Annotated in this window: 25 protein-coding genes; 22 read left to right on the top strand and 3 right to left on the bottom strand. The window is 29.9% G+C overall.

Annotation, left to right across the window (positions count from 1 at the left end; translation table 11 throughout):
* Positions 1 to 123: 123 nt before the first annotated feature.
* The 7 genes from BUA82_RS06685 (at position 124) to BUA82_RS06655 (ending at position 6,537) form a co-directional block, all read left to right on the top strand.
* Positions 124 to 894, top strand: coding sequence for a hypothetical protein (locus tag BUA82_RS06685; protein WP_073005887.1), 771 nt, complete (start codon positions 124 to 126; stop codon positions 892 to 894).
* A gap of 22 nt (positions 895 to 916) precedes the next feature.
* The gene (locus BUA82_RS06680) at positions 917 to 1,138 is read left to right on the top strand and encodes a hypothetical protein (protein WP_073005885.1); all 222 of its coding nucleotides are present in this window, start codon (positions 917 to 919) and stop codon (positions 1,136 to 1,138) included.
* A 150-nt stretch (positions 1,139 to 1,288) separates the two neighbouring features.
* Positions 1,289 to 2,002, top strand: a complete 714-nt coding sequence (locus tag BUA82_RS06675; protein ID WP_143148588.1) for a hypothetical protein — start codon at positions 1,289 to 1,291, stop codon at positions 2,000 to 2,002.
* Between the two features lie 15 nt (positions 2,003 to 2,017).
* Positions 2,018 to 3,607 (top strand): Mbeg1-like protein, encoded by a 1,590-nt coding sequence (locus tag BUA82_RS06670; protein ID WP_073005881.1) that lies wholly within the window; start codon positions 2,018 to 2,020, stop codon positions 3,605 to 3,607.
* Between the two features lie 14 nt (positions 3,608 to 3,621).
* On the top strand, positions 3,622 to 3,816 hold the full coding sequence (locus BUA82_RS06665; RefSeq protein ID WP_073005879.1) for a hypothetical protein: 195 nt from the start codon (positions 3,622 to 3,624) through the stop codon (positions 3,814 to 3,816).
* Between the two features lie 116 nt (positions 3,817 to 3,932).
* Positions 3,933 to 4,613, top strand: a complete 681-nt coding sequence (locus BUA82_RS06660; protein WP_073005876.1) for a PHP domain-containing protein — start codon at positions 3,933 to 3,935, stop codon at positions 4,611 to 4,613.
* Positions 4,614 to 4,758: 145 nt separating this feature from the next.
* Complete coding sequence (locus BUA82_RS06655) at positions 4,759 to 6,537, top strand: aminopeptidase P family protein (RefSeq protein ID WP_073005874.1); 1,779 nt, start codon at positions 4,759 to 4,761, stop codon at positions 6,535 to 6,537.
* 210 nt (positions 6,538 to 6,747) lie between these two features.
* On the opposite strand, the gene BUA82_RS06650 is transcribed toward BUA82_RS06655, so the two are convergent.
* Positions 6,748 to 7,197 carry a GyrI-like domain-containing protein gene (locus BUA82_RS06650; RefSeq protein WP_073005872.1) on the bottom strand — a complete coding sequence of 150 codons (450 nt, stop codon included), beginning with the start codon at positions 7,195 to 7,197 and terminating at the stop codon, positions 6,748 to 6,750.
* 73 nt (positions 7,198 to 7,270) lie between these two features.
* Positions 7,271 to 8,242 carry a helix-turn-helix transcriptional regulator gene (locus tag BUA82_RS06645; RefSeq protein ID WP_073005870.1) on the bottom strand — a complete coding sequence of 324 codons (972 nt, stop codon included), beginning with the start codon at positions 8,240 to 8,242 and terminating at the stop codon, positions 7,271 to 7,273.
* 335 nt (positions 8,243 to 8,577) lie between these two features.
* On the opposite strand from BUA82_RS06645, the gene BUA82_RS06640 reads away from it, so the two are divergent.
* Positions 8,578 to 9,036, top strand: coding sequence for a cupin domain-containing protein (locus tag BUA82_RS06640; protein WP_073005868.1), 459 nt, complete (start codon positions 8,578 to 8,580; stop codon positions 9,034 to 9,036).
* Positions 9,037 to 9,174: 138 nt separating this feature from the next.
* Here BUA82_RS06640 and BUA82_RS06635 read toward each other — a convergent pair whose 3' ends face one another.
* Entirely contained in the window at positions 9,175 to 9,753 is a 579-nt protein-coding gene (locus BUA82_RS06635; protein ID WP_073005866.1) for an LOG family protein, read from the bottom strand.
* 138 nt (positions 9,754 to 9,891) lie between these two features.
* On the opposite strand from BUA82_RS06635, the gene BUA82_RS06630 reads away from it, so the two are divergent.
* The 14 genes from BUA82_RS06630 (at position 9,892) to BUA82_RS06555 (ending at position 24,150) form a co-directional block, all read left to right on the top strand.
* Positions 9,892 to 10,779, top strand: coding sequence for a LysR family transcriptional regulator (locus BUA82_RS06630; protein ID WP_073005864.1), 888 nt, complete (start codon positions 9,892 to 9,894; stop codon positions 10,777 to 10,779).
* A gap of 218 nt (positions 10,780 to 10,997) precedes the next feature.
* Positions 10,998 to 11,204: a hypothetical protein gene (locus tag BUA82_RS06625; protein WP_143148587.1), complete on the top strand. Its 207-nt coding sequence runs from the start codon at positions 10,998 to 11,000 to the stop codon at positions 11,202 to 11,204.
* A gap of 380 nt (positions 11,205 to 11,584) precedes the next feature.
* A complete protein-coding gene (locus BUA82_RS06615; RefSeq protein WP_073005857.1) occupies positions 11,585 to 12,643 on the top strand; it encodes an FtsX-like permease family protein in 1,059 nt (352 codons plus the stop codon).
* Positions 12,644 to 12,649: 6 nt separating this feature from the next.
* On the top strand, positions 12,650 to 13,879 hold the full coding sequence (locus tag BUA82_RS06610; protein ID WP_073005855.1) for an ABC transporter permease: 1,230 nt from the start codon (positions 12,650 to 12,652) through the stop codon (positions 13,877 to 13,879).
* On the top strand, positions 13,876 to 14,550 hold the full coding sequence (locus BUA82_RS06605; RefSeq protein ID WP_073005853.1) for an ABC transporter ATP-binding protein: 675 nt from the start codon (positions 13,876 to 13,878) through the stop codon (positions 14,548 to 14,550). The genes BUA82_RS06610 and BUA82_RS06605 overlap by 4 nt, the downstream gene beginning before the upstream one ends.
* A 430-nt stretch (positions 14,551 to 14,980) precedes the next feature.
* Positions 14,981 to 15,898, top strand: a complete 918-nt coding sequence (locus BUA82_RS06600; protein ID WP_073005851.1) for an aldo/keto reductase — start codon at positions 14,981 to 14,983, stop codon at positions 15,896 to 15,898.
* A gap of 222 nt (positions 15,899 to 16,120) precedes the next feature.
* Positions 16,121 to 16,399 (top strand): CD3324 family protein, encoded by a 279-nt coding sequence (locus BUA82_RS06595; protein WP_073005850.1) that lies wholly within the window; start codon positions 16,121 to 16,123, stop codon positions 16,397 to 16,399.
* Positions 16,400 to 16,616: 217 nt separating this feature from the next.
* Positions 16,617 to 17,204, top strand: a complete 588-nt coding sequence (locus BUA82_RS06590) for a GrpB family protein (RefSeq protein ID WP_073005849.1) — start codon at positions 16,617 to 16,619, stop codon at positions 17,202 to 17,204.
* Positions 17,205 to 17,244: 40 nt separating this feature from the next.
* Complete coding sequence (locus BUA82_RS06585) at positions 17,245 to 18,486, top strand: S41 family peptidase (RefSeq protein ID WP_073005848.1); 1,242 nt, start codon at positions 17,245 to 17,247, stop codon at positions 18,484 to 18,486.
* A 99-nt stretch (positions 18,487 to 18,585) separates the two neighbouring features.
* On the top strand, positions 18,586 to 19,401 hold the full coding sequence (locus BUA82_RS06580) for a GNAT family N-acetyltransferase (protein WP_073005847.1): 816 nt from the start codon (positions 18,586 to 18,588) through the stop codon (positions 19,399 to 19,401).
* 134 nt (positions 19,402 to 19,535) lie between these two features.
* The gene (locus BUA82_RS06575) at positions 19,536 to 19,994 is read left to right on the top strand and encodes a GNAT family N-acetyltransferase (protein WP_073005846.1); all 459 of its coding nucleotides are present in this window, start codon (positions 19,536 to 19,538) and stop codon (positions 19,992 to 19,994) included.
* 660 nt (positions 19,995 to 20,654) lie between these two features.
* Positions 20,655 to 21,383 (top strand): Fic family protein, encoded by a 729-nt coding sequence (locus BUA82_RS06565; RefSeq protein WP_073005844.1) that lies wholly within the window; start codon positions 20,655 to 20,657, stop codon positions 21,381 to 21,383.
* A 256-nt stretch (positions 21,384 to 21,639) separates the two neighbouring features.
* Positions 21,640 to 23,226 carry a M1 aminopeptidase family protein gene (locus BUA82_RS06560; RefSeq protein ID WP_073005843.1) on the top strand — a complete coding sequence of 529 codons (1,587 nt, stop codon included), beginning with the start codon at positions 21,640 to 21,642 and terminating at the stop codon, positions 23,224 to 23,226.
* Between the two features lie 30 nt (positions 23,227 to 23,256).
* Entirely contained in the window at positions 23,257 to 24,150 is an 894-nt protein-coding gene (locus BUA82_RS06555; protein ID WP_083599815.1) for an ABC transporter ATP-binding protein, read from the top strand.
* The last annotated feature ends 851 nt before the right edge of the window (positions 24,151 to 25,001 follow it).

The following is a 25,001-nucleotide window of genomic DNA, read 5'->3' as shown; positions in this document are numbered from 1 at the left end:
AGCTAGGAGCAATTAATAGGAAAGGAAATATAAATAATATTATAAGGTAAGGGTGAATAAAGTGGCAGTCATATTGATTATTTTAGAATAATTCATATGCTGCCATTAGGAGGATTTTCAAATATGAAGAAAAGGAAAGAGTTAAAAAAGTGCATTAGTAAAACATTTAAGCTAGGAGCAATATTTATATTATTGACATCAATGCTAGGCCTTGTAGGGTGCAGTAGAAAAGAAAATAAAAAACCAAAGGAAGCTAAAACTGCGGAGAAAATGTTAAAGGAAAAGTATAATGAAGAGTTTGTAACTTACTCTGTGGGTGGAAGATGGGGGACTTTGACCAATACTACTTTTACAGTAATCTGTTCACCAAAGGATAATCCTGATTTAAAGTTTAAGGCTGAAATTGATAAAGATGGAGCATATATGCTTGATGAATATGTTACTCGTAAAGTTAGCTATTCAATTGAAAAAAGTCTTACCGATTATATGAGAAATAACTTTGAGGATTTTTATATAAGAGTTGGAGCTGCTTTTAGGTATACTGATTTAAATAAAAGTAACATGTCTATTGAAGATTTATATAGGGATCATCCAGATGCAAGATTTATTATTGATATAGTAATTGATAATAAAAATTTAAAGGGTGATTACACTAAAAATTTATACAACAATATTAATTCTGTAATTAAAACTAACCCTCAAATGAAGGGGAAAATACTAATTTATATTGTTACGAATGATACTTATCAAAAGATAATCAATTACGTAAAAGATAGATTGGATATAGACTCAAAATTTGATCATATTCTGAAAGGTTCTAAAAGTTTCAATGTAGAAGTAACTGGTGGAGCTATGGATATGACATTTGATACATTTGAAGCAAAATGCAAATAATTTTTAAATAGGAGGAGTGAAGGTGGAATATTCAGATATGGATCTATTAGTTGCTACACAAATTGCATATTATGATTTTAATATAAACATTATTAGAGATAATAATTACTCTGCAACTTTGCAAGAATTATTTAAGCAAGATAAATCCATTGAAAGAAAGATACAAGATTCAATTGATTATGCAAAATTAAAAGGATCAGCTTTAGAAGTTACCCGTCTAGAAAAGGCTAAAGAATTGATATGAAAGAGTTAATGAGAGATTAAATAAAGTGGCAGGAATATTGGTTGTTTTAGAATAATTCACATGCTGCCATTAGGAGGATTTTCAAATATGAAGAAAAGGAAAGAGTTAAAAAGGTGCATTAGTAAAACATTTAAGTTAGGAGTGATATTTATGTTATTGACATCAATGCTCGGTCTTGCTGGGTGTAGTGGAAAAGAAAATAAAAAACCAAAAGAAGCTAAAACTGCAGAGAAAATGTTAAAGGAAAAGTATAATGAAGAGTTTGTAACTTACTCTGTGGGTGGAAGATGGGGGACTTTGACCAATAGTACTTTTACAGCAATATGTTCACCAAAGGATAATCCTGATTTAAAATTTAAGGCTGAAATTGATAAAGATGGAGCATATATGCTTGATGAATATGTTAGTCGTAAAGTTAGTGCCAAAGTTGAAGAATCTCTTGAAAAGTCTCTTAAAAGTACTGCTGGGAGTTTTGCCATAAAGGTTGGTGCTACTAACAAGAGCATTGATTCAAAGAACAGTAATATGTCCATAGAAGAGTATCTTAAAACAAAAGGAGATCCGGGATTTGCTATATATATAGTGCTAGATAAAGATAGTTTAGAGGGAGTTTCTAGCAATTTATTATATAATAGCCTAAATTCTATGATAGACTCTATCCCAAAATTCAAAGGTTCCATGAGGATTTATTTTGCTACAAAGGATGTCCTAAATTCAACTAGGGAATATTTAAAAGAGAATGCAAATATAGATTCTAATTTTCAAGAGATTTTAAAGAACTCTAAGAATATCTACTCTCAAGTAAATGATGGAATTTTACAAATATCTTTAGAGGAATTTCAGGGAAAGTTTAAAGAAGTTTAATCAGGAGGATTGGTTATGTCATATACTGATAGAGAACTATTAGTTGCAACACAGATTGCATACTATGATTTTGATTTAGATATACTTGAACGTAATAATTATTCTGCTACCTTAAAAGAATTATTTAAGCAAGATAAATCCATTGAAAAAAAGATACAAGATTCAATTGATTATGCAAAATTAAAAGGCTCAGCTTTAGAAGTTACCCGTCTAGAAAAGGCTAAAGAATTGTATAATGAAATAGCTTCTGGTAACTCCAAATATAGTAATTGGGTTATTAAAAGTGTAGAAGATGATAATGTAAATTCCGGATTTTATGGATGCTTAATTGAGACCGGTCCAGATAGTGCTATAGTTGGCTTTAGGGGGAGTGAAAGCTATGATTCTACTCAAATTAAAAATGATTGGGTTAATGCTGATTTAGGTCTGCTTAACTCTACTTTAACGGAGCAGCAATCCGTGGCTGAAAAATTCATGTCTGATATAAATAAAAATTATAATTATAGTAATTATGCTATATCAGGGCACTCTTTGGGAGGTAATTTATCGGCTCATGCCACTATAAATGCACCAGAAGAAATGAGAGGCAAAATAACTCAAAGTTTAAATTATGACGGACCTGGATTTTCACAGGAGTACTTAGCTGAGCATAGTGATAAAATAGCCAAGATGTCAGGGATAATGACTCACTATCAATGGAGTTTAGTAGGAAGCTTGCTTTTCCAGATACCTGGAGAAAAGTATCAATCCATAAGGACAAATGATATAGTTTATGGAAAATATGATCTTAGTTCCCTTATTACAAAGCATGATACAAGCTTTGTGTTATTTGATGAAAATGAGAAAGTAGTTCCTGGTGATATAGATAATTTTGCTAGAAGTATAAGTAGATTATCCACCAATATTGATTCTTGTCCAAGCTGGATGGGTAATTCTCTTATATGGGGAATAAGTCATGTTATGACAATGTCTACTACTGAAAAGGTAATTGGTGGTATTGTCTTGATTGGTGGATTGATATCTTTTGCAGCCACTCATCCTGTGGTTACTGTTATAGGGTTAGTAGCTGTAGCTGCTTTAGCGGTAGTAGGATGGATAAATCCTGACTTTTTTGGAAAGACACTTATACCTTTTCTACTAGATGCTACTTCCATCACCATTGAGGCTGTGAGAGCAGTAGTTAATGGAATAGTAGATGTGGTTAAAGAAGCAATTTCATTAGTTAAACTTGCTGGCGATTTAGCAAATAGAATTATTGAAGGTGTAGCTGCTAAAATAACAGGTTTAATTGATTGGGCAAAAATTGGTCTTAAAGCTATGTTTAAAGGTGGTTCCTTTAACCAAAACATTCAAGTGAACACCTATAAGCTTAGGGTATATGCAGATAGACTAGCATCTGTAAATAGAAGAATAAGAAATCTAGATAGAAGGTTAGATTATCTTTATATGAAAGTTGGATTAGAAAACATACCCAACTTAATAAAGGCAGATGCTCTCACGGGTTATAGCTGGAAACTAAACCAATGCGTTAACTATTTAAATAACACTGCAGAAGATTTCGATAGGACGGAAGGGAGTTTAATAGGCGAAATAAGAGGAGTGTAAGGAGGTATATGTAGTTGGATGCAAGCACCAAGAGAGAATTAGAAAGCATTAAAAGAGAGTTACAAAGTATTATAAATGAGCTTAATGATATAGCATCTGGGGTGAATTCAGATTTTAAGGGAATAGGAAATGAATACTGTTCTAGCTGCATTAAGAAGGTTAGTGATAAATATCAATGGGTTAAAAGGCAATTAAATAGTATTGACTAACGGTTATCAATATAAATAACATTCATTAGATCTTAATGTGTTTATTTAAAAAATGTTTTATCAAAATCCATTTGAGAAAATACTATAAAGTATAAATAAGATTAAAGGGCTATAAGATGTATGTTAAAGGAGATTTTCATATACATTCAACAGAATCAGATGGAGAATTAAATCCGGAGGAGATTATACTTTTGGCCAAGGAAAGAAATGTGGATATTATTGCGTTGACGGATCATAATACCGTTGCTGGGAATGAGCAAGCTATAGAACTTGGACAGATTCATGGTGTTAAAGTTATTCCAGGCATAGAGTTATCTACTAGATTTAATGGTGTTAAAGTGCATATATTGGGATATTTTACTGATGATAGTTATAAAAGTCATGAGTTTAAAATTACTCTTAATAATATAAAGGAAAAAAGGTTTATAAACTGTGGAAAATATTTTAAGGGAAAACTGCTCTTTAGCTCTGAAGGGAGAAAGATAACTACTAGAGCAGGAATAGAGTTTTTACATTATTATAATGCAAAGGTGATTTTAGCTCATCCTACATTGCTTACTAGAGAAGTATTTAGAAGCTTAATGAATTTAGAATTTGATGGAATTGAAGCAAAGTATATTAGAAATAAAGAGGGAGATACTGAGTATTTCATAAATGTATCTAAGGAGAAAGGAATAATATATACAGCAGGTTCAGATTTTCACTTTATTAGAAGATTGGACTTAAAGCATGGAACCTTAGGTGAAATTTACTTGGACAAAGATGAGATAAAAGATTTTTTAAGCATATTAGTTTAAATAATATAAAATATTTCCATTAAGAATTCCTATGTATATTTTTAAATAAAATTCATTATGATACAATAATAATGGCGGGCACATGAATTATGAGTTGTTAAAAATAACTCATAATTCATATGCCCGCCATTAAGGAGGGGAAACTATGAATATTAAAAGCAGGATTGAAAATTTAAGAGAGTTAATGAAAGAAAACAAAATGGATGCTTACATAGTTCCAAGCTTTGATGCTCATCAAAGCGAGTATGTGGCAGAGCATTGGAAGGGTAGAAGATGGATATCCGGGTTTACTGGTTCTGCAGGTACAGTAGTAATTACCTTAGAGGATGCTGGATTATGGACAGACGGCAGGTACTATATTCAAGCAGAAAGAGAGCTTCAAGGTTCTGGTATTAGATTGTTTAGAATGGTAGATCCAGGGGTACCCTCTTATACACAATGGTTAAATGATGTGCTTAAAGAAGGAAGTACTGTAGGTTTTGATGGAAGTGTTTTTTCTGTAAATACAGTTAAAAACATGGAGAAGGAATTTAAAGGAAAAGAAATAAAGGTTAGCATGGATAAAGACTTACTTAATGAGTTATGGAAGGACAGGCCTCAGATACCTAAGGGCTCTATTTTTGTCCATGAGGTAAAATATGCAGGAAAGTCTAGGACGGAAAAGCTCCAGGAAGTAAGAGAGAAAATGAAAAAACAGGGAGCAAATTATTACTTATTAAGCTCCTTGGATGATATTGCATGGCTTTTAAATATAAGAGGAAATGATGTAGTTAATAATCCAGTGGCCATAGCCTATGTAATAGTAGGAGAAGATATATGCTATCTATTCATTAATCCTTCTAAGGTTCCTCAAGAAGTTAAAAAAGAGCTGGAAGCCGAAGGAATACAGTTAAAAGGCTATAATGAAATACAAAACTTCTTACAAGGGCTTACAGCAAAAGATGCAGTAATCTTTGATGCTAATAAAACTAATGCAGGGTTATATAATTCCATCAACTCTGGTGCAGAAAAAATAGAGTTTTCTAATATTACCACAAAATTAAAGGCTATTAAAAATGAAGCTGAGATAGAGAATTTAAGGCAGTGTCAAATAAGTGATGGAGTTGCCATGGTGAAGTTTATAAAATGGCTAAAATCCAATGTAGGTAAAGAGGAAATCACAGAAATCTCTGCAGAAGAGAAGTTAGAAGCCTTTAGAAAGCAGGATCCTCTATTTGCTGGTGTCAGTTTTGACACTATAGCAGGATATAAGGACCATGCAGCCATGATGCATTATAAAGCAAATAAAGAAAATCAATATGCTTTAAAAAATGAAGGCTTTTTCCTAGTGGATTCCGGCGGACAATACTTTAATGGAACTACAGATATTACTAGAACTATAGCACTAGGTAAGCTCACAGAAGAGGAAAAGCGAGATTTTACCTTAGTATTAAAAGGTTATATAGCTTTAGATTCCGTTAAGTTTTTACATGGAGCCACAGGATCAAATTTAGATGTATTGGCAAGGCAGCCTATTTGGGAATATGGCTTAGATTATAAATGCGGAACCGGTCATGGAGTTGGATTTTTCTTAAATGTCCATGAAGGACCTCAAGGCTTTAGCAAAGTTCCTAACAATGTTTCTCTAGAAAAGGGTATGGTTATTACCAATGAGCCAGGAATATATATAGAAGGAAAGCACGGAATTAGGACGGAAAATATGATGTTAGTAATAGAGGATGAAAAAACAGAGTTTGGTGACTTTATGAAGTTTGAAGCCATAACTTATTGTCCTATAGACTTAGATGGAATCAATGAGGAAATGCTCACAGAAAAAGAAAAACAGTGGCTAAACAATTATCATAAAGAAGTGTACACAAAGCTTTCTTCCTATTTAAATGAAGAAGAAAAGGCTTGGTTAAAAGAAAACACTAGAGCTTTGTAATAAAGTGAATTTTAGAAAAAAACATTCATACTCAATAAAATTTAATTAATTGAGCCCCGCTAAGTAGATTCATAGCACAATTTTTAAATTGAGACTACTTAGCAGGGCTTAATTTACATTGGAATGATAACATATTTCACATTTATAAAATGTGCTATTAAAGTATAATTTAAATTTTTACAGGACATAAATTTAAGATATAAAAAAGAACTATTTAATTGGAATATATATGTCAAATTCTCCATTCTGCATAAATCTATAATCGTATAATTCTAGTTGAGGCCTAAAGTCCATTTCATATGGTGAAGCTGGAAGCCATTTAGTGAATATATCATTGTAAAATTCACCTAAATCTTTTATGGCACCTCCATAAGTATATACAAGGTATTTACCAGCTGGTACAACCTTTGTTTCCATGCCTTCTGGTACCTGGGAAAAGTTATCTACCTCTGCACAAGCAGTATAATGAAATCTTCCTTCTGAATCTGGTTCATCGTCACATATACCGTAATATAGCATAGACTTGCTTTTTTGTTTTATGTCATTACAGCGTTTATTAAAGGTGTCCCAAAGCTTTGGTATTTCCCCCTTCTCGTTATTGCCAAAGTAAGTCATTCCTATGGCTTTGAATCCGGAAATAGTTACTGTTTTTCCTTCCATTATTGACATCCCCTTTCATTCTTTTCATACATAAATTATATAAAACAATCACTGCCAACATTATGTCAAGGATTTATAAAACTTTATATAAATCTAAAATTTTATTACTTTTCTCTATTATGTATGATCTAAGTTCCATAGGTTCTAAAACTTCTATTCTATCACTGAAAGGAAATATTACGTTACAGGCAGTTTCAAAACTTATCATGTCTACATGATAAAGCCATTTATCTTTAACTTTCATAGAAGAAAGTAAATTAAAGCCTTTAAGAAGGTTTTTATTTTCATCAGAAAGCTTAACTTTGATAGTATATAAAGTATTATCTATCTCAGAGGATGTCTTCTTAATAAATTTTTCTTTACTTTTTTGCCAAAACTCATCTAAATAAAAATTATTAGGTATGGTGAAATTCTCCTCTAATACTTGAATGTTTTCCATGCGATTACATTTAAAAACTCGAATTTCATTTTTCATCTCACAAAATGCTACCACATACCATTCAGAACTTTTTATCACTACACCATAAGGTCTTATAGTTCTTTCAGATACTTCTCCACGAAACTTTTTATAATTAACCTTTAATTTTTTTAAATTTAATATAGATTTTTTTACTATATCTACATTTTCATTTTGTATTTTTTTCCCCCACCAAGGGTCAGAATCAATAAAAAATCTTTCTTTAGCTTTAATAATCTCTTCTCTATACTCTTGAGACACGCTATTTTCCAGCTTAATAACAGCATTTTTTAGCTGCTGAGCCATTTCTGTATCTTTTTCTGGTGTAATGCCCATGCTGGAGAGTAAAAGATTAATGACCTCACTACTTGCCAAACCATTGGAATTAATCTTATAGCTCTCCATAAAAGAATATCCTCCAGTAGGACCTGGAATTGACATAATAGGAATGCCTGTTTCACATAGTATATCAATATCTCTGTATATGGTTCTTTCAGAGGTTTCAAGTATTTTAGATAAGTCTTTAGCTTTAATGGTTCCTCGTGAATTAAGCAGCATAATAATTCCTAAAAGTCTATGAAGCCTCATGGACTCACACTCCTTACCTAGCCTTTAATAGGATAAAAATAATATATAAATATAACTTTATTACATATGTTATAGAGTATTCTCTATATCTATTATAGGGAAGGGAAGATGCTAATTAAAGAAATATTTCCTAAATGCTGAACATTATACTTCATTACTTTATTGACATATAAATGTGTACTTGGTAAAATAAATCAGAACATACGTTCTAAAGGAGGCCAAGCGTGGTATTAATATAGCTTTGGGTTTGTAATATTGACACATGCAAATAAAATTATCTTTTGTGTTTAATTTATAAAATATAGTTTATATATTTAAAGGAGAGGTGTTGTATAATGACTAATATTTTTAACATTGATAATGTTCCTAATAAATACGTAATTGATTTTCTTGGAAGAGCTAATACCTCATATTTAGGTAATTTAGCGGGTAGTAAAAAAATTTATATAAATATAGATAGGATATTACCAGGTTATAAAAGCACAAAATATCATAGTCATAAAAAACAAGAAGAATTTTTTTTGATTCTTAAGGGATATGGAATATTAAGAATGGATGGTAAAGAGTGCCCCATAAAGAAAGGAGATTTTGTTTCAAAACCAGCAGGTAAGGGCGTAGCACACCAATTTATAAATACTGGAGATGAGACTTTAGAAATACTTGATGTGGGAACTAAAGAACAGGGGGACATAGTATATTATCCAGATGAAAATGTGTATTATTTAAGTGATGAAGAACTTGCGTTTAATGTGGATAGTAAGTTGGATGAATGGGATTCTGAGCCAAATAAGTAGAAAGAGCTGATGTACATAAATATATATTCTGTACATCAGCTCTTTTTTCATATCAAAGGGAAAGGACAGTGCCAATTGATTTGAAAGTATTGCTAATTAATTCTAATGTTAATTAAATTTTTTATTAGTAATATACTTTTAAGCTAATTGACTCCACTTGTTTTCCATCTTAGGAGGCGCATAGTTCTTCATCATATTTATTAGCTCTGAAGGATTTGAGGAAATTGAGATAAGATTGAGGTTTGATTTCTTCATAAATCCTTCTTTACAAGTGTTTTGAAGCATATTTAATAAAGGATCAAAAAAGTTTGATATGTTTAGTATACCAATGGGCTTATGATGGATTCCAAGTTGAGCCCAGCTAAACACCTCAAATAATTCTTCAAAGGTACCTAGTCCCCCGGGAAGAGCTATGAATGCATCAGAAAGTTCAGCCATAGTATGTTTTCTTTCATGCATATTTTCCACTTCAATGAGATTAGTTAGATTGTCATGGAGCATTTCACCTGCAAAAAGTCCCCTAGGCATAACCCCAGTTACCTTTCCGTTATTTCTTAAAACTTCATTTGATATTTCTCCCATAAGTCCTATTCTAGAACCGCCATATACTAATTCAATTTCATTTTCTGCCAATATTCTACCTAGTAATATGGCACTTTCTTTATATTCTGGACGAGAACCTAAATTAGATCCACTATAAACACAAACTCTTTTCATAATTGAGTACCTCCTTGAAAAATATATATTATAATTGAAATATTTTAGTTGTTTAATAATTTTCTTAAAGCAATTATAATTAACATATAGGTATAAGTAAAATTAATATTCAGTATAGGAGGTATACTAAAATTTTATATGTATATAAATCTTGAACTTTATAGGATATTTTATACTACCGCTAAATTAGGTAGCATATCTAAGGCAGCAAAAGAACTTTTTACATCCCAGCCAGCAGTTAGTCAGTCTATAAAATCACTAGAAGAGAAGCTAGGAGGTCAGTTGTTTCATAGAACTCCTAGAGGTGTTAATCTTACTTTAGAGGGCGAAGTTCTATTTAAATATATTGAGCAGGGGTATGGACTTATGCAGACGGCAGAAAGAAGATTCTCTGAATTAAAGAATCTTAATTCAGGTCAGGTAAGAATAGCCGTGTGCAGTGCTGTATGTAAATATTATCTTATGAAGTACTTAGAAAAATATAAAGCTTTATTTCCTAATATAAAGATATATGTTAAGGATCAATCAAGCTATGCAATAACTCAGTCCTTAGAATCCGGTGAAATAGACATAGGTATCTTAAATATGCACATAGAAGATAATAACTCACTTAATATTATTAAGAAGTTTAAAATACAAGATTGTTTTGTTGCAGGAGAAAAATATAAGCACATTTGTGAAGAAAAGATTTCATTAAAGGACTTGGTAAAGGGGTATCCTATTATTTTATTAGAAAAAGGAGGAAATACTAGAGACTATATAGATAATTACTTTGATGTTAATGGATTAAAAGTAATGCCAGAAATCGAGTTAAGTAATATGGAACTGATGATTGAATTTGCCAAAAGAGGATTAGGTATTTCCTGTGTTATAGAAGATTATATTCAGAAGGAACTAGAGGAAAAACAGTTATATAAGGTTTCCGTTAAAGAAAAGATTCCAGAAAGAGTTCTAGGGATAGCAACCAAAAAAGATTTCCCTATGTCTACAGCGGCACAGAAGTTTATACAAATTATTGAAGAGTAGAGTATTTATTTTGTTACTGATTTGATAATTCCTTCAAATGAACCGGTACATTAGCAGATGGAGATTGTTGGTGTTAATGTTGGTATCAGATTCTTGAGTGGCTTAAATCTCTGCTCAACAGTAAGCATAGATATTTTAGGTGGATTCAATGGACAGTTTGTTTAATATTATTAGTGGCAAATACTACATTCTTATACTATCTGGGAAATGTAAATCTTTTGATATCTAAATTACCGGATAAGCAACATGAGCTAATTCTTAAGGAATATAAGAAAATGAATTATGAGACAGTAAGATTGAAACGTAGAGGGTTTATTTTTGGAAAACAGGTAGCTTCTTTAGTAGAAAATTCTAAATATAAGGCTATTGAAAATAAGGCTATGGAGCAAAGTATTTTCAGTTTTAGAAGTACTCTAAATATGTAAGCTATTAGAATCTAGCAGCCAGTTTGACTGGTAAATGGATTAAGAAAGATAATTACTTTATGATTAACCCAGGGAAGCTTGTTTATGCGAAAGATGGACAACTGCTAGAGCAGTGGGGTGTAAATAAATACATTTATATAAAAAAATATGGTGAAGTAATGAGTAATGTGTCGTTTTTTTTGAATATTCTGGATATATTTAGACAACATATTAAGTTTTAATTTTGTATAATATATGTACAAGTTTGTTATAAAAATAATAATTAAGTCATAATTAACTGCAGTATAATGATTAGAAAGTAGGTATAAAAATAATTTTAATAGTATTTGTTTTTAGGTAGTGAGATATAAATCTTACTACCTAAATTGTTAGGAGAATGTATGAGAAGATTTTTTAAAGTTAATAGTACAGAAATTTTTTTAGTTATAGGATTTGTTATATCAGCTTTTTCATTTAGTATTATAATAAGTTCTACCTATAGATATTATAGTGAAATAGTTGAACAAAATAAATTTTATAAGGATTATAAGATAGCCAGTATCAATGTAAAGGATAAGAGTATGGAATTATCAGAAGCAATTACTCTTTTTAAGAAGGAAGGAATGGACAATAACTTAACACCTAAAATAGCAACTACCATTGAGATTGGAGATAAGTTTATCTCTAATCGTATTATGGGTATATTAGGTGGATTTAATATTGAAAGGTATGGTGAAATAGAAGGTAGAAACTTTACCACAGAAGAAGCTAATGGAAAAGGAAAACTTGCTATAATAGGAAGCGGATTAAAAAAGTATACTAATTTACAGAATGGTAAACATTACATAAAAGTTTTTAATGAATATTATGAGGTTATAGGAGTTTTGAATAATTCTGAGTTTTTTAAGTATGAAAGTATAATCCCTATTAACTCTTTTTATTTTATAAATAACAAATATGATACATTTAATCAATTAGTGGCTGTAGATGAAATAAACAATTTAGAAAAACTAAGCAATGATGAATTGAAAACTAGAATTAGTGAAATTCCTCAGGAATCTGTTCTTAATTATGTATTTAAGAAAGTACCACAGCTAAAGGAAAACTTCTATGGATTAGCTTTGGGAGCGGTAAATTTAGTACTTTTTTCATTTTTCTTTGCTTATGGTATAAAAAGAAAAATTGCCATAATGAAAGTTTTAGGTGCTAAGAACAGACATGTTTTTGGTAATATATTAGGGAAGGTATTAGTTATCTCCACTTTAGGAATAATCATTGGATTAGTACTATCAAAATTCACTATAGTTCTTATGAATAAAGGATTTCCTAATAGTTATGGGGATTTGGATATTTATAACATATTAATAACCTGTTCATTAGTATATCTAATATCAGTAATTGTATCATTAATTATACTGTTTAGAGTTATTAACTTTAAAATATTAAAGGAAATAAGGTAATATTTTATGAAAGATAGATTTTTATTTTTTGATTTTAAAAGAAGTAAATTATTAAATGTATTAATAATAATTCAGATTGCTTTGTGGTTGTTTTATGTTGCGGCTTTAGTTTCTCTAATAAAATTTGATGATTCTTATAGAAAACGTTATAATAGATCCCTTCCCATGGATAATGGCCAATTAATGGTGTTTTATAAAATGATGTTAAAAGATAATGCAGGAGAAATGGAAGAGAGTAACTTAAAGGAATTAAAGAGTTCTTTAGATTATTTGGAAAAGAATAATTATAAATATGGAATGCTAAAAAGAGAGGAGAATAAATATATACCTTCAGAAGTATTAGGAATAAAGATAAAAAATATTAAGCCTAAATTTAATAGAACTAAGGAAAGATACGATGAACTTTACCCAATATATATGAGCTGGAATATGGTTAATAATTATATGAGTCAGCTTAAGGGGGAGATAACTAAGGATGACTGGAAAGAGGATCAACGTAGCATTCCAGTAATACTTGGAAGTAGCTTTTCAAACAAGGCAGAGGTAGGAGATAGATTCCAATATGAAGGTAAAGAATATGTAATAAAGGGATTTTTTAAGAGAGACATTCTAGCTTTTGACTATACAAATGTTGTTGACAGTTCATTTTTACTTAATGACTGTTTTGTTATTCCTTTAGATAAAAATAAATATATAGAGAATTTTGGCTATGAACCTATAAGTATATATTTAAATAAATCTCAGGTTGAAGATATTGATAAGCTAATAAATGGGGTGAAAGAGGTATCACCTAATATAGTAATTAAAAGTTTTTATAATGATTTAGATGAATTTTTAGAAGAATTAAGATCCAAAAGAATATTTGAAACAATAAGAATATTGATAGTTAGCTTAATAGGTACAGCCTCCATAGTTACAACTATTTTCTATAAAATATTAAGTGACAAGGATAGAATAGGTATATTATTTTCTGTTGGAATAAGTAAAAAGAAAATTTTTAAAATGTTATCTATTGAGTTTCTAACCTATGTAGCTTTGGGAATAATTGTAGGAAGTTTGTTTTACTTAAAGAATTGTAAAGAAATATATGCATTCTTCATAAATGAAGATTTACTTTTAAATCTATATATTGCAATGGGGGTAATAATTGTAATAGTTATGACTGTTTTATTAATTGGATTTAATAAAGTTAACAGATTAAGTCCTAAAGAAATGGTAGGTGGATTCAAAGAATGAGTATCTTAGCATTAAATAATATATACAAAAACTATGGTAAAGATAATAATGAGGTTAAAGCACTTAGAAGTATTGATTTTCAAGTAGAAAAAGGAGAATTAATCGCTATAATGGGTCCTTCTGGTTGTGGTAAAAGTACATTGTTAAACATTTTAGGATGTATAGATTCTCCTAGTAAAGGTGAATATTTCATTGATGGAAACTTAATAGATTTTAGAAAAATAAACAGTCTATCAGAAATTAGAAATATGAAAATTTCATTTATTTTTCAAAATTTTGCTCTTATTAAGGAACTTACAGTGCTTGAAAATGTTATGTTACCATTGAAGTTTAGAAGTATGAAATATAAAGATAAATTAAATGCAGCAAAGAAGTATTTAGCAGAGCTTGATATATTAGAATTAGAAAAAAAATATGTAGATGAACTATCTGGAGGTCAGCAGCAAAGGGTAGCTATAGCTAGAGCTCTTACGCAGGAAACGGAAATAATTCTTGCTGATGAGCCTACAGGAGCATTAGATGAAGAAAACAATATAAAAATAATGAAAATACTTAGAGAATTAAATGAAAAGCATGGAAAAACAATAATAATAGTAACTCATAACAGTTTTGTAGCAGGCTATTGTAAAAGAATTTTACATATGAAAGATGGGGAATGGGTTAAAGACTAATTAGTTACATATAAGCTAAGGATAGTAAAGTATCCTTAGCTTATATTATAATTAATATAAATAAATTTGAAGAATATAAAAGTTTTCCGCTTTAGCATGGATGAATTTAAAACTATTACCACATTTGTTAGTTCTTTTAAACTTTAGGGAGAGTGATGTATTCCCATACAAGTTGCTTAAATTATATTGGACAAGCTCTTAAAATTAGCATAGGATTTAGATATAAGAAGAAAGTATCTAAAATCTTATAATTCAGGAAAATTAAATTATTAAGAAATTTTTCAACATGTTAATCATTATAGAAGAAGATTAAATATACAGAAGAGGGCAGGATTTACATTTAAAGAAGGGAAATTCCTATCTGAGAATTCTAATAGCTCTATTAAAAGGTTTAAATACAAAAAATATTTAATTTAGGAAGGTGATAGATATGAAAAAAATTAATATTGGTAACGGACAAGTTCTTGCATCTGAAATTTCCCTAGGTTGCATGAGAATAAACAATCTTTCTAAGAATGAAGCAGCCATACTTATTAATACTGCTTTAGAAGAAGGAATCGACTTTTTTGATCATGCTGATATTTATGGTGGAGGCAGATCTGAAGAGGTGTTTGCTGATGCCATAGATATGAATCCAAGCATTAGGGAAAAGATTATTATTCAAACCAAGTGCGCCATAAGAAAGGGCTATTATGATTTTTCTAAGGAACATATTTTAAGCTCAGTGGATGGTAGCTTGAAACGTTTGAACACAGACTATATAGATGTGTTGCTGCTTCACCGTCCAGATACACTTATGGAACCAGAGGAAGTGGCAGAAGCATTTACAAAGCTTCATGACAGTGGGAAGGTTAGATATTTTGGAGTAAGCAATGAAAACTCTATGCAAATTGAACTGCTTAATAAATATTTAAAACACAAAATTATCATCAATCAGCTTCAATTTGGTATAAAGCATACAGGCATAATTGATTCAGGGATAAATGTAAATATGAAAAATGAACCTTCAAATAATAGAGATGGAAGTATTCTAGAATATTGTCGCTTAAAGGACATTACCATACAGGCTTGGTCACCATTCCAGTACGGATTTTTTGAAGGGGTATTTTTAGATAATGATAAATTTCCAGAACTAAATGCTAAGATAAATGAAATAGCAGCCCTTAAGGGAGTAACAAACTCAGCCATTGCCATAGCTTGGATACTAAGACATCCTGCTAAAATTCAACCTATAGTAGGCACTACAAACTCTAAGAGATTAAAAGAAATATGCCAAGCTTCCAAGGTAGAACTAACAAGGCAGGAATGGTATGAAATATACAGGGCAGCGGGTAATGAACTTCCATAAATTTGAGTTTGTCACTTGTTATGTGACTGGCACCTATATTTACCTATAAAAGGAGGGTTATTATGGAAAAATATACATTAAAGATATATGTATGCTCATAGCAAAGACTGCTATAAAGAGATAAGCTATGCTTTGTTTTGAGCTATAAAAATTTCATATAAAATAAAACTCTATCAGTAGTCTTTGCTTAACCTTTTATATTTTATAAGGAGGAGCAAAGCTGTGGGATATATTAAAGCACAAAATGTGCTGCCAAAAGAAATAATAGAATTACTTCAAGAATATGTAGATGGGGAATATCTATACATTCCAAGAAAAAATGGAAATGAAAAATCTTGGGGTGAGAAGAATGGAACAAGAGATAACATTAAAAAACGAGATTTGGAGATTTTCCATAAATATATTAGTGGAGTTACGGTTATGGATTTAGCTGAGGAATATTATCTTTCAGAAAAAAGTATAAGAAGAATAATAAGTAAAGAAAAATCCTTGAGTTCATAATATTAAAAATGCCTTATTATTAGATATTTTAATAATTGGGCATTTTTTTAATTTAGATTTAGAAAGACTTAAAAATGAATTTATCAACAAGGTATATTGTTATTCAAAGAACCGTGGAAAAAATCTCTTAATTTCTATATAATGTAATTAATAGTCTGTGGTAAAAATATGAAATTAAGCCAATTTATATTATACTTAGTAAAAGGAGAATTGGAGTATGAGTAAGCGTTTATCAGAAATGTCACTAGAAGAATTATGGCAGTTGTTTCCCATTATACTGAAAAAACATAATCCCATGTGGAGAGAGTGGTATTTGCAAGAGAAAAACCTGATTATGACCATAATAGGTAATAATCATATTAAACGGATAAATCACATAGGAAGCACTTCTGTTAACGGACTTATATCCAAGCCAACAATAGATATATTACTCGAAATAACAGAAGACTGTAATTTGAAGTTTCTAGTAAGTGTTTTAGAGAAAAGTGGATATATTTTTGAAAAGCAGCCCCAAAACCCAGCGCCTCACATGATGTTTATGAAAGGCTATACAGAAAAAGGTTTTGAAGAAAAAGTGTTTCATCTTCATGTTAGATATTTAGGAGATTGGAATGAACTATATTTTAGAGATTACATACAGTGGCATAAGGATGTGGCTGAAGAATATGGAAAACTAAAAATGGGCCTAAAGGATAAATATGAGCATAACAGAGATGGCTATACCGAAGCAAAAACTGAGTTTATCAAAAAGTATACTAATATTGCAAGAAGTGAATTTAAAAATAGATATAAGCTTGAGGATTAATTTAATTAGGTTTCTTAATAGTATATTTGGGGGTAAAGGTATGAAAAAATCAATACTAATTACTTTACTAATGATAGTTACATTCAGCTTTATTGGGTGTATGGATAATAATAAAAAAGTATCTAATGAAGAAGTTTCCAATAGCCAAGAACTAACTGAAAAAGAGAAATTAGATGATTTTGAATACATGTATACAATACTCAAAGAAAATTATCCATACTTTGAAGTAAACAAAAGGCAAAATGGAGTGGATTGGTTATCTAAGAAGAATGAATATATTGATAGAATAAAAGCTACTACTGATGATGAGAGTTTTTTTAATACTTTGGATATTATTCTATTCGAGCTTAATAATGGACATACTTCTATGGTAGATAAAAGCTACTATTCGTATCTCAAAAGTCTTTATAGCGAAAATTCAAAGTTTTTTCAACCATGGTTAAAACAATTAAATAATCCAAAAGCAATGGAAAGATATAAACCCATACAAGGAATAGAAAACGGAGTTCAATCTTCAGTAAACAATATAACTCCTCAGAATGTTAAAACAAGCATATTAGAAAAGAATAAGGTTGCTTACTTATCTATACAGTCATTTAATATGTTTAATATTGATGAAGATATGAAAACAATTAAACCTTTCCTACAGGATGTCAAGGATTATAAATCTTTAATAATTGACATAAGAGAAAATGTAGGAGGGGCTACCACATACTGGACAGATCATATAGTACCTATTCTTATTAATAGACCATTAGATTACAGTTATTATATAGCATATCCAGGGGGAAGTTTCTCAGAGGAATTTGTTAAGTATATATCTGGATTAGGTTATGAGGAGCTTCAACCAATTTCGAGTATTAAATCGGAAAAATTGAGAAACTTACCCCCAGAAGTAAGTGAGAGTTTTAAATGCTATATTAAAGTAACAAACAGTTTGAAGCCTAATAGTCCAGTTGGCTTTAATGGAAAGATTTATTTACTTATAGATGGTAGTGTTTTTTCTTCCTCAGAAGCCTTTGCAGTGTTTGCTAAAAGCACGGGCTTTGCTACTTTAGTTGGAGAGAGGACCGGGGGAGATGGAATTGGGAGTGATCCAGCAATATGCACTCTTCCTAATAGTGGATATTGTTTTAGATTCACCAAGGAAATGGGAATTGCTCCAGATGGAGCTTGTAATTTTGAGAGTAAGACAGAACCAGATATTAAGGTGTCTGCAGTAAAGGCTACAAATTTTAATGATGATGAGGCTATACAAGCAGTATTAAAGCTTGTACATTAGAGATAATAAAATAATATGAATCAAAATAGACATTTTTTCCTATAATTAAACTTCTTAATAAAGGGAATAAATTATATAAGGTAGAAGTAGGGTGATACTGTGAAAGAAGAAGTTTTTAAAAATATAAAAGAACAGTTGAAAAATTACAAGTTTTCTTCTTTAAAATATACGGAATATGAGGATATTTTAGATTATGATGTTATTTGTAAGGATAAAGAAATAATATTGATATTTGGATATAACAAAGAGGCAAAACTAGAAGAGTTTCATTGGGTAGCTAATAGCGCTTTCAGTTTGCTTCAGGAAATAAGTAAATTAAATAAAAAAGGGCTCATAACCTTTATTCCAGAAGAATGGATTAACGAATTTAAAGATAATAATTTCCATATGTATGCTGTATGGAATGATTATTTTAATAATGATATTTCAAAAAGCTTTGAATGTGAAGAAGCTATGGAGTTTTTAGAAGAATGTCATTGTAAGGAAGCATCAGAAGTAACCCTCTCATGCAGAGATCAAAGCAGGGGATTTTCTGGACAGACAGAAGAATGGATGAAGCAATGGATCCAAGGAGTAGAACCAAGTCTAACTTCCTCTGACTGTAAAGGTAGTGCCATTTTGCTTCACAGAGAAGATGGGAATATTGCAGGAATTGTTTGTGTGACAACCTACGCACATGATAGTGAAAAAGGTGCAATATTATGGGTGCGTGAGATAGCAGTACGTCCAGAATATCAGAGAAGAGGGATAGCAAAGAAATTGCTAACTCAAGCATTATCCTATGGCAAGTCTCATGGAGCTAAAAGGGCATTCCTTATGGCTGATGAGTGTAACGACCATGCTATAAATTTGTATAATAACATGGGCTTTGTTGCTAATAAAGATGAAACCCAAAATGATATGATACTAAAATAGAACAAATCAATTGGAATACCAGCAGAAATGCTCAACTTCCATTAAGAACTATTTATGAGGTTTAAAGGTAATAATTTGGATGCTACAATATCCTTGTAGATAATATTGAGTATAGTTCTAGGAGGTTATAACCTATGAAAATTGATTTTAGAAAACCAACGGAAAGAGATGCCAGAGATATTGCAACATGGAAGTATGAAGGTATATATTCATTTTATGATAATGATAAAACGGAAGCAAAAAAACAATGGGCTAGTAACATACATAATGATGAAGAGTCATTAGCTATGTATGATGAGAAAGAACAGTTAATAGGCAATTGCAGCTTCAGCATAGATGAAGATGAATTTGAATTGGGAGTACAAATGAGGCCAAGCTTAACTGGAAAAGGTATGGGAACAGAAGCTGTCAAAACCATACTAGATTTTGGAAGGGAAAAGTATAAATTTAATAGTATAAAATTGCTTGTGGCTAAGTTTAATAAGAGAGCAATTAGAGTATATGAAAAATTAGACTTTAAAAAAACAGACGAGTTTGTATGGAATGTAAATGGTGGAGAAACTGAATTTATTGAAATGAGAAAAACATATTAGTTCAATTTTCATTTTTTTATGTTTTCCGCTTATTTTAGTATCTCGAAATCAAAAGATAGTAGCTTCTGATGAGAGAATACTTTTTTATAGTATGACAGGTAAGCCTAAGGAAATTTTGTGGAAAGACATTAACAAAGTTAAATTTAACAAGGTATCTTTGGAGTTAAAATTAATAACTAGTAGTACAAGCATAAAACTACATAGACATTTAGTTGGCTTTAATAAATTTATTGAATTAATGGAGAAAAATATTAACAAAGAAATATATAGTGATGCTATGATAACGTTACAGTCCATGAATAAAGGATATTAATAAGAGGTTTGAAAGTACTGAGAATGAGGATATATTGAATATGCAGAGTGGTAGTGATTATAAAGATTGCTACCACTAAAATTTTACTTTGGACCGAGTCTCCATAATGTTGAAACATTAAAATTAAATTTATTTATATAGTTATAATTTTTTAGTGACGAAAGAAGCTTTAATAAAATATATAACCTTAAGTGATGAGGGCAATGTTCATGAAAGGTTCTTATAAAATGGTAAAGGCAAAAACCCAGTAATGCATAGAGAGTGTACACATGGCACAAAATTATATAGTAAATTAGTTGAGAGTATTATACAATTTTAATATAGGAATAAGCAAGAAGGGTGAAGGTATGTTTGAAGAGGTAGATAAAAAGAAAGTACTGTTAGATAGAAAAAGACCCTTACCGGAGTATACTGAAAAAAGTATAAGAGAGCATTTGCTTTTAGAGTGGACATATAACTCAAACGCTATAGAAGGAAATACCCTTACCTTAATGGAAACAAAAGTGGTACTAGAGGGTATCACCGTTGGAGGCAAAACCCTAAGGGAACATTTAGAAGTTATCAATCATAGAGATGCAATTTTATATGTAGAAGAAATTGTAAAGCATAATGAACTGCTGACTGAATGGCAAATAAAAAATATTCATAGGCTGGTTTTGAAAGGAATAAATGATAATTATGCTGGTAATTATAGAGATCAACAGGTTATAATTGCAGGAGCTAACCATATACCACCAGAGCCCTTTTTAATAAAGGAACAAATGGAAAACTTAATTAAATGGTATAATAGTGATGCAGAAAAGCTTCATCCAGTAGAAAAAGCGGCTATGCTGCATATAATATTTGTAGGTATACACCCTTTTGTAGATGGAAATGGAAGGACATCAAGATTGCTTCTAAACCTAGAGTTAATGAAAAACGGGTATCCTCCCATAGTAATTAGAAACGAAAATAGGCACAAATATTACAATGCCTTAGATAAGGCTCATACTACCGGAAGTAACAAAGATTTCTTAGAATTAGTTATAGAAGAATTAAATAAGATTCTAGACTTATATATAAATTTAATAAAATAGATTACCTTGATACAAGAACAGCCAGACAAGGCTGTTTCTTTTTTATCATTTGTCACGTGACTGGCACCATAGTGAAAAAAGTGTCGAAATGTTTTTGGTTTTATCACCATAATTATACATTTTTTATTATTATTGAATGCTATCATTGAATATAAACAAGTTTCTTTAATATATAAAATCACGCTTATGCGTTATATTGAGAATTAAACTGATTGCAGTAATGGTGATCAATTTAAACTTAGAATAGAAGGTCAATATGAATAAAATAAAATCATTAATTAAATATGAAATGCTTGACTTAAAAAGAAGCCCTTTATTTTGGATAATGGGTATTTTATACATATTTGGAATACAACAGGTTATTGGTAATATGACTTCTCGAGGAGGTTCATATTTAACTTTAATAGGATTTCAAAAAGATTCTTGGCTGCCATTAAATTTACTGATGATACCTATACTCTTTATTGGCATCAAAATAGGGAAAAATGAAAATGATATTTTTAAAAGTATGGATATTTCTTTTAAAGAGTTTCTAGTAAGTAAGCTTTTAATAAGTTCATTAATTAACTTTATCATCTTTTTTATTAGTATAGTTATATTTACAGTGATTGCTTTATTATGTAAGGTATCTCTACAGTATTTTATTAGGAACAGTATTTTTTATATTACAAATACTATCATTTTACTGTTGATGTGTAGCAGTTTAGGATTATTTATAGGTTCATTTATTAGCAGGTATGTTGGAGATGTAATAAGCTACATATTAGCTGTAGGTTCTTTTGTCTTGCTTAGCAACTTTTATAAGGAACCTATAGGTTTGTTTCCTTTAATTAATTTTAATGTAGTAACAAGTGTTTTTTATGTAAATACTTATGAAAGAAGCTACTTATACCACAATGTATTTTGGGCACTGATGGCAGTAAATTTTATTGTTTTAATTGTGATAAAAGGCGTATGGAAGAAAAAGACGCTTAAGATATTATCTGGGGCTATATTTAGTATATCTATTTTAATTTGTGCTTACTGTTTTAGTAAGGTAATCTCAGTAAAGACTACTTATTATGATATTTATTCTAAAAGGGACGTAGGGTTTTATAACAAAAAAAATAGCATCAGTACCTTTTTCAGCAATGATGATTGTGGATACTATGTAGATAAATATTCCATGGATATTGCTATAGATAATAAAATAAACAATGTATGCAATATGAAAGTTGTTATAAATAAGGACAATGTGAACTTATTGGAATTTGGTTTATACAACAAGTTAAATATTTCATCCATAAAGGTTAATGGGAAGAAAACAGATTTTAAGAGAACCATTAATAGCTTTATAGTTGAATTTCCTAAAGCCTATAAAAGTGGAGATATTGTAGATGTTGAAGTAGCATATCAGGGTGAAGTAAATACAATTTGGGATCAATCAAAAAAAATGTTTTATGTAAGTGATAATAGAGTGTTTTTAGGTGATGTTTTTGAATGGTATCCTAAATTGAACGATAGTCTACAAAAGACTTATGATATGAAAATTAAATATGATGGAAAAAATAAAATATATTCAAATTTAGATGGAACAAGCCAGGAGAAAAACTATAAATTTTCTGGCAAAGATAAAGAAATCCTGCTAATTAGCGGAGATTTACAAGAAGTTATGTATAAGGATATTACTATTATAGGCAATGAGGAATATGTCAATAACAGTGAATACTGCGACATTATGATAAATAGGATGGAAAAAGAACTGGGTGAAAAAAGAGATAAAATTATTTTGGGAACCTTTATTCCAGGAGGTAAAAAAATGAAGGAAAATTATGAAAAGGCATATTATTATGGAGGGTACTAATTACAGGCTATATAAAAGGGAGTAATAATAATGAATGTTTTAAAGGTGAATAATTTAGACTTTAATTATGGAAGATTTCAAGCCCTTAAAGATATTTCCTTTGAGGTTAGCAATGGAGTAGTGGGGATTTTAGGGCCTAATGGAGCGGGAAAGAGTACTACTATTAAATTAATAACAACTTTATTTGATATTCAAAAGGGAGACATCTTTTTAAGTAATTTAGACTATAAAAAAGATTTAAAAGAAATAAGAAAGAGAATGGGATATTTACCGCAGGAATTTAGTGTATATGGCAATTTGAAGGGGAGAGAATTCTTAGAGATTATAGCCAGCCTAAAGTTAAAATATGATAATCAGGAAATTTCTAATCATATTGATAAAATTATTAATGAACTAGATATGAGTGCTTATATTGATAAAAAAATAAAACAATATTCAGGAGGAATGAAGCAAAAACTAGGTTTTGCTCAAGTTATAATAGGAAATCCTAGTTTAATTGTTGTGGACGAGCCAACTGTAGGCCTTGACCCGGAGCAAAGAAACTATATAAGAGAGCTTTTGCCTATAATAAGTAAGGATAGGATAGTGCTTATTACTACTCATATAGTTGAAGATATAGAATACTATTGTGATTATTTGCTGGTGATAAAGGAAGGCCGGCTAATATATAAGGGAACCAAGGAAAATTTCATTAATGAAATAGATGGAATGTTATGGGAAGCAGATGTTGATGCAGAAATGTTTAATAAAATTTCATCTAATAGTAAAATTATTTTAAATCAAAGGAAGGATAATTTTGCACATGTTAAATACATAAGTAAAACCCCTTTAACGGATAACTCACAAAAAATTACTCCAAATCTTCAAGAAGCATACATAGCTTATAATAAGATTAATGATAATAAGATTTATAACTATGATTAAGGCTTATTTGAAAATCCTAAACAATTTACTCACTGAAAATTTATTATATTATGTAAGTGCTTTTGTCCTCATAATAAATGCACTAGTAAGGTTTAATCCTAAAATAGTGCTAAATATAAATGAACAACAAGCCACTATACTAAATGATATAGAAATAATACCTACTGGATTATTTACTTTTTGTGATGTTTATCTTTTGTTATTTTTTATTATAATAATATATTTTTTCTTAGGGTCTGACTTTACTAACAGTATGGAGGATATATCCTTAGCAGTTGGAGGAAGTAAAATAAATAAATTTATGTATAGAAAGTTGTATACAACCTTAATAGTATATGCTTTTTTATACTTAGTATCTTTTATTAATATATACACCCTTTATAAAAAAATATTGCCTCCTAACGTGGAAATTATTAGACTGACGGAAATTTTGTTTTATTCCTTTACCACAAATATTTTTATAATTTCATTAAGCTTAGTGATACTGTTTCTTATAAGGAATATACCCATTAGCATGATAATTATCTCATCTTATTATTTAGTAGAAGAATCCTTATGGAGATGCAAGGTAACTCAAAGAATGGGAATTTTAGGACATCTTTATCATTATTATGACTATTTAGAGGGAGAGAGGGTAACTATAAAGTTGTTATATATTATTGCATCTCTAATATTACTATATATTGCTTATAGACTATCTAGCAGGAAGAAAGTAAGCCTCTTTAAGTATTTGAATATTTAAATATTTCATTAGATTTTACATCTATTTTGCTTAATATTGACTAAATTTTCGTTCTTATATTAAGCATATTATTTATGGGATTAAAATAACAGCATCTAATATATTTAAA

This window comes from Clostridium amylolyticum, from assembly GCF_900142075.1.
Classification (GTDB): Bacteria; Bacillota; Clostridia; order Clostridiales; family Clostridiaceae; genus Clostridium_AA; species Clostridium_AA amylolyticum.
This window is presented reverse-complemented; position numbering and strand designations above follow the sequence as displayed.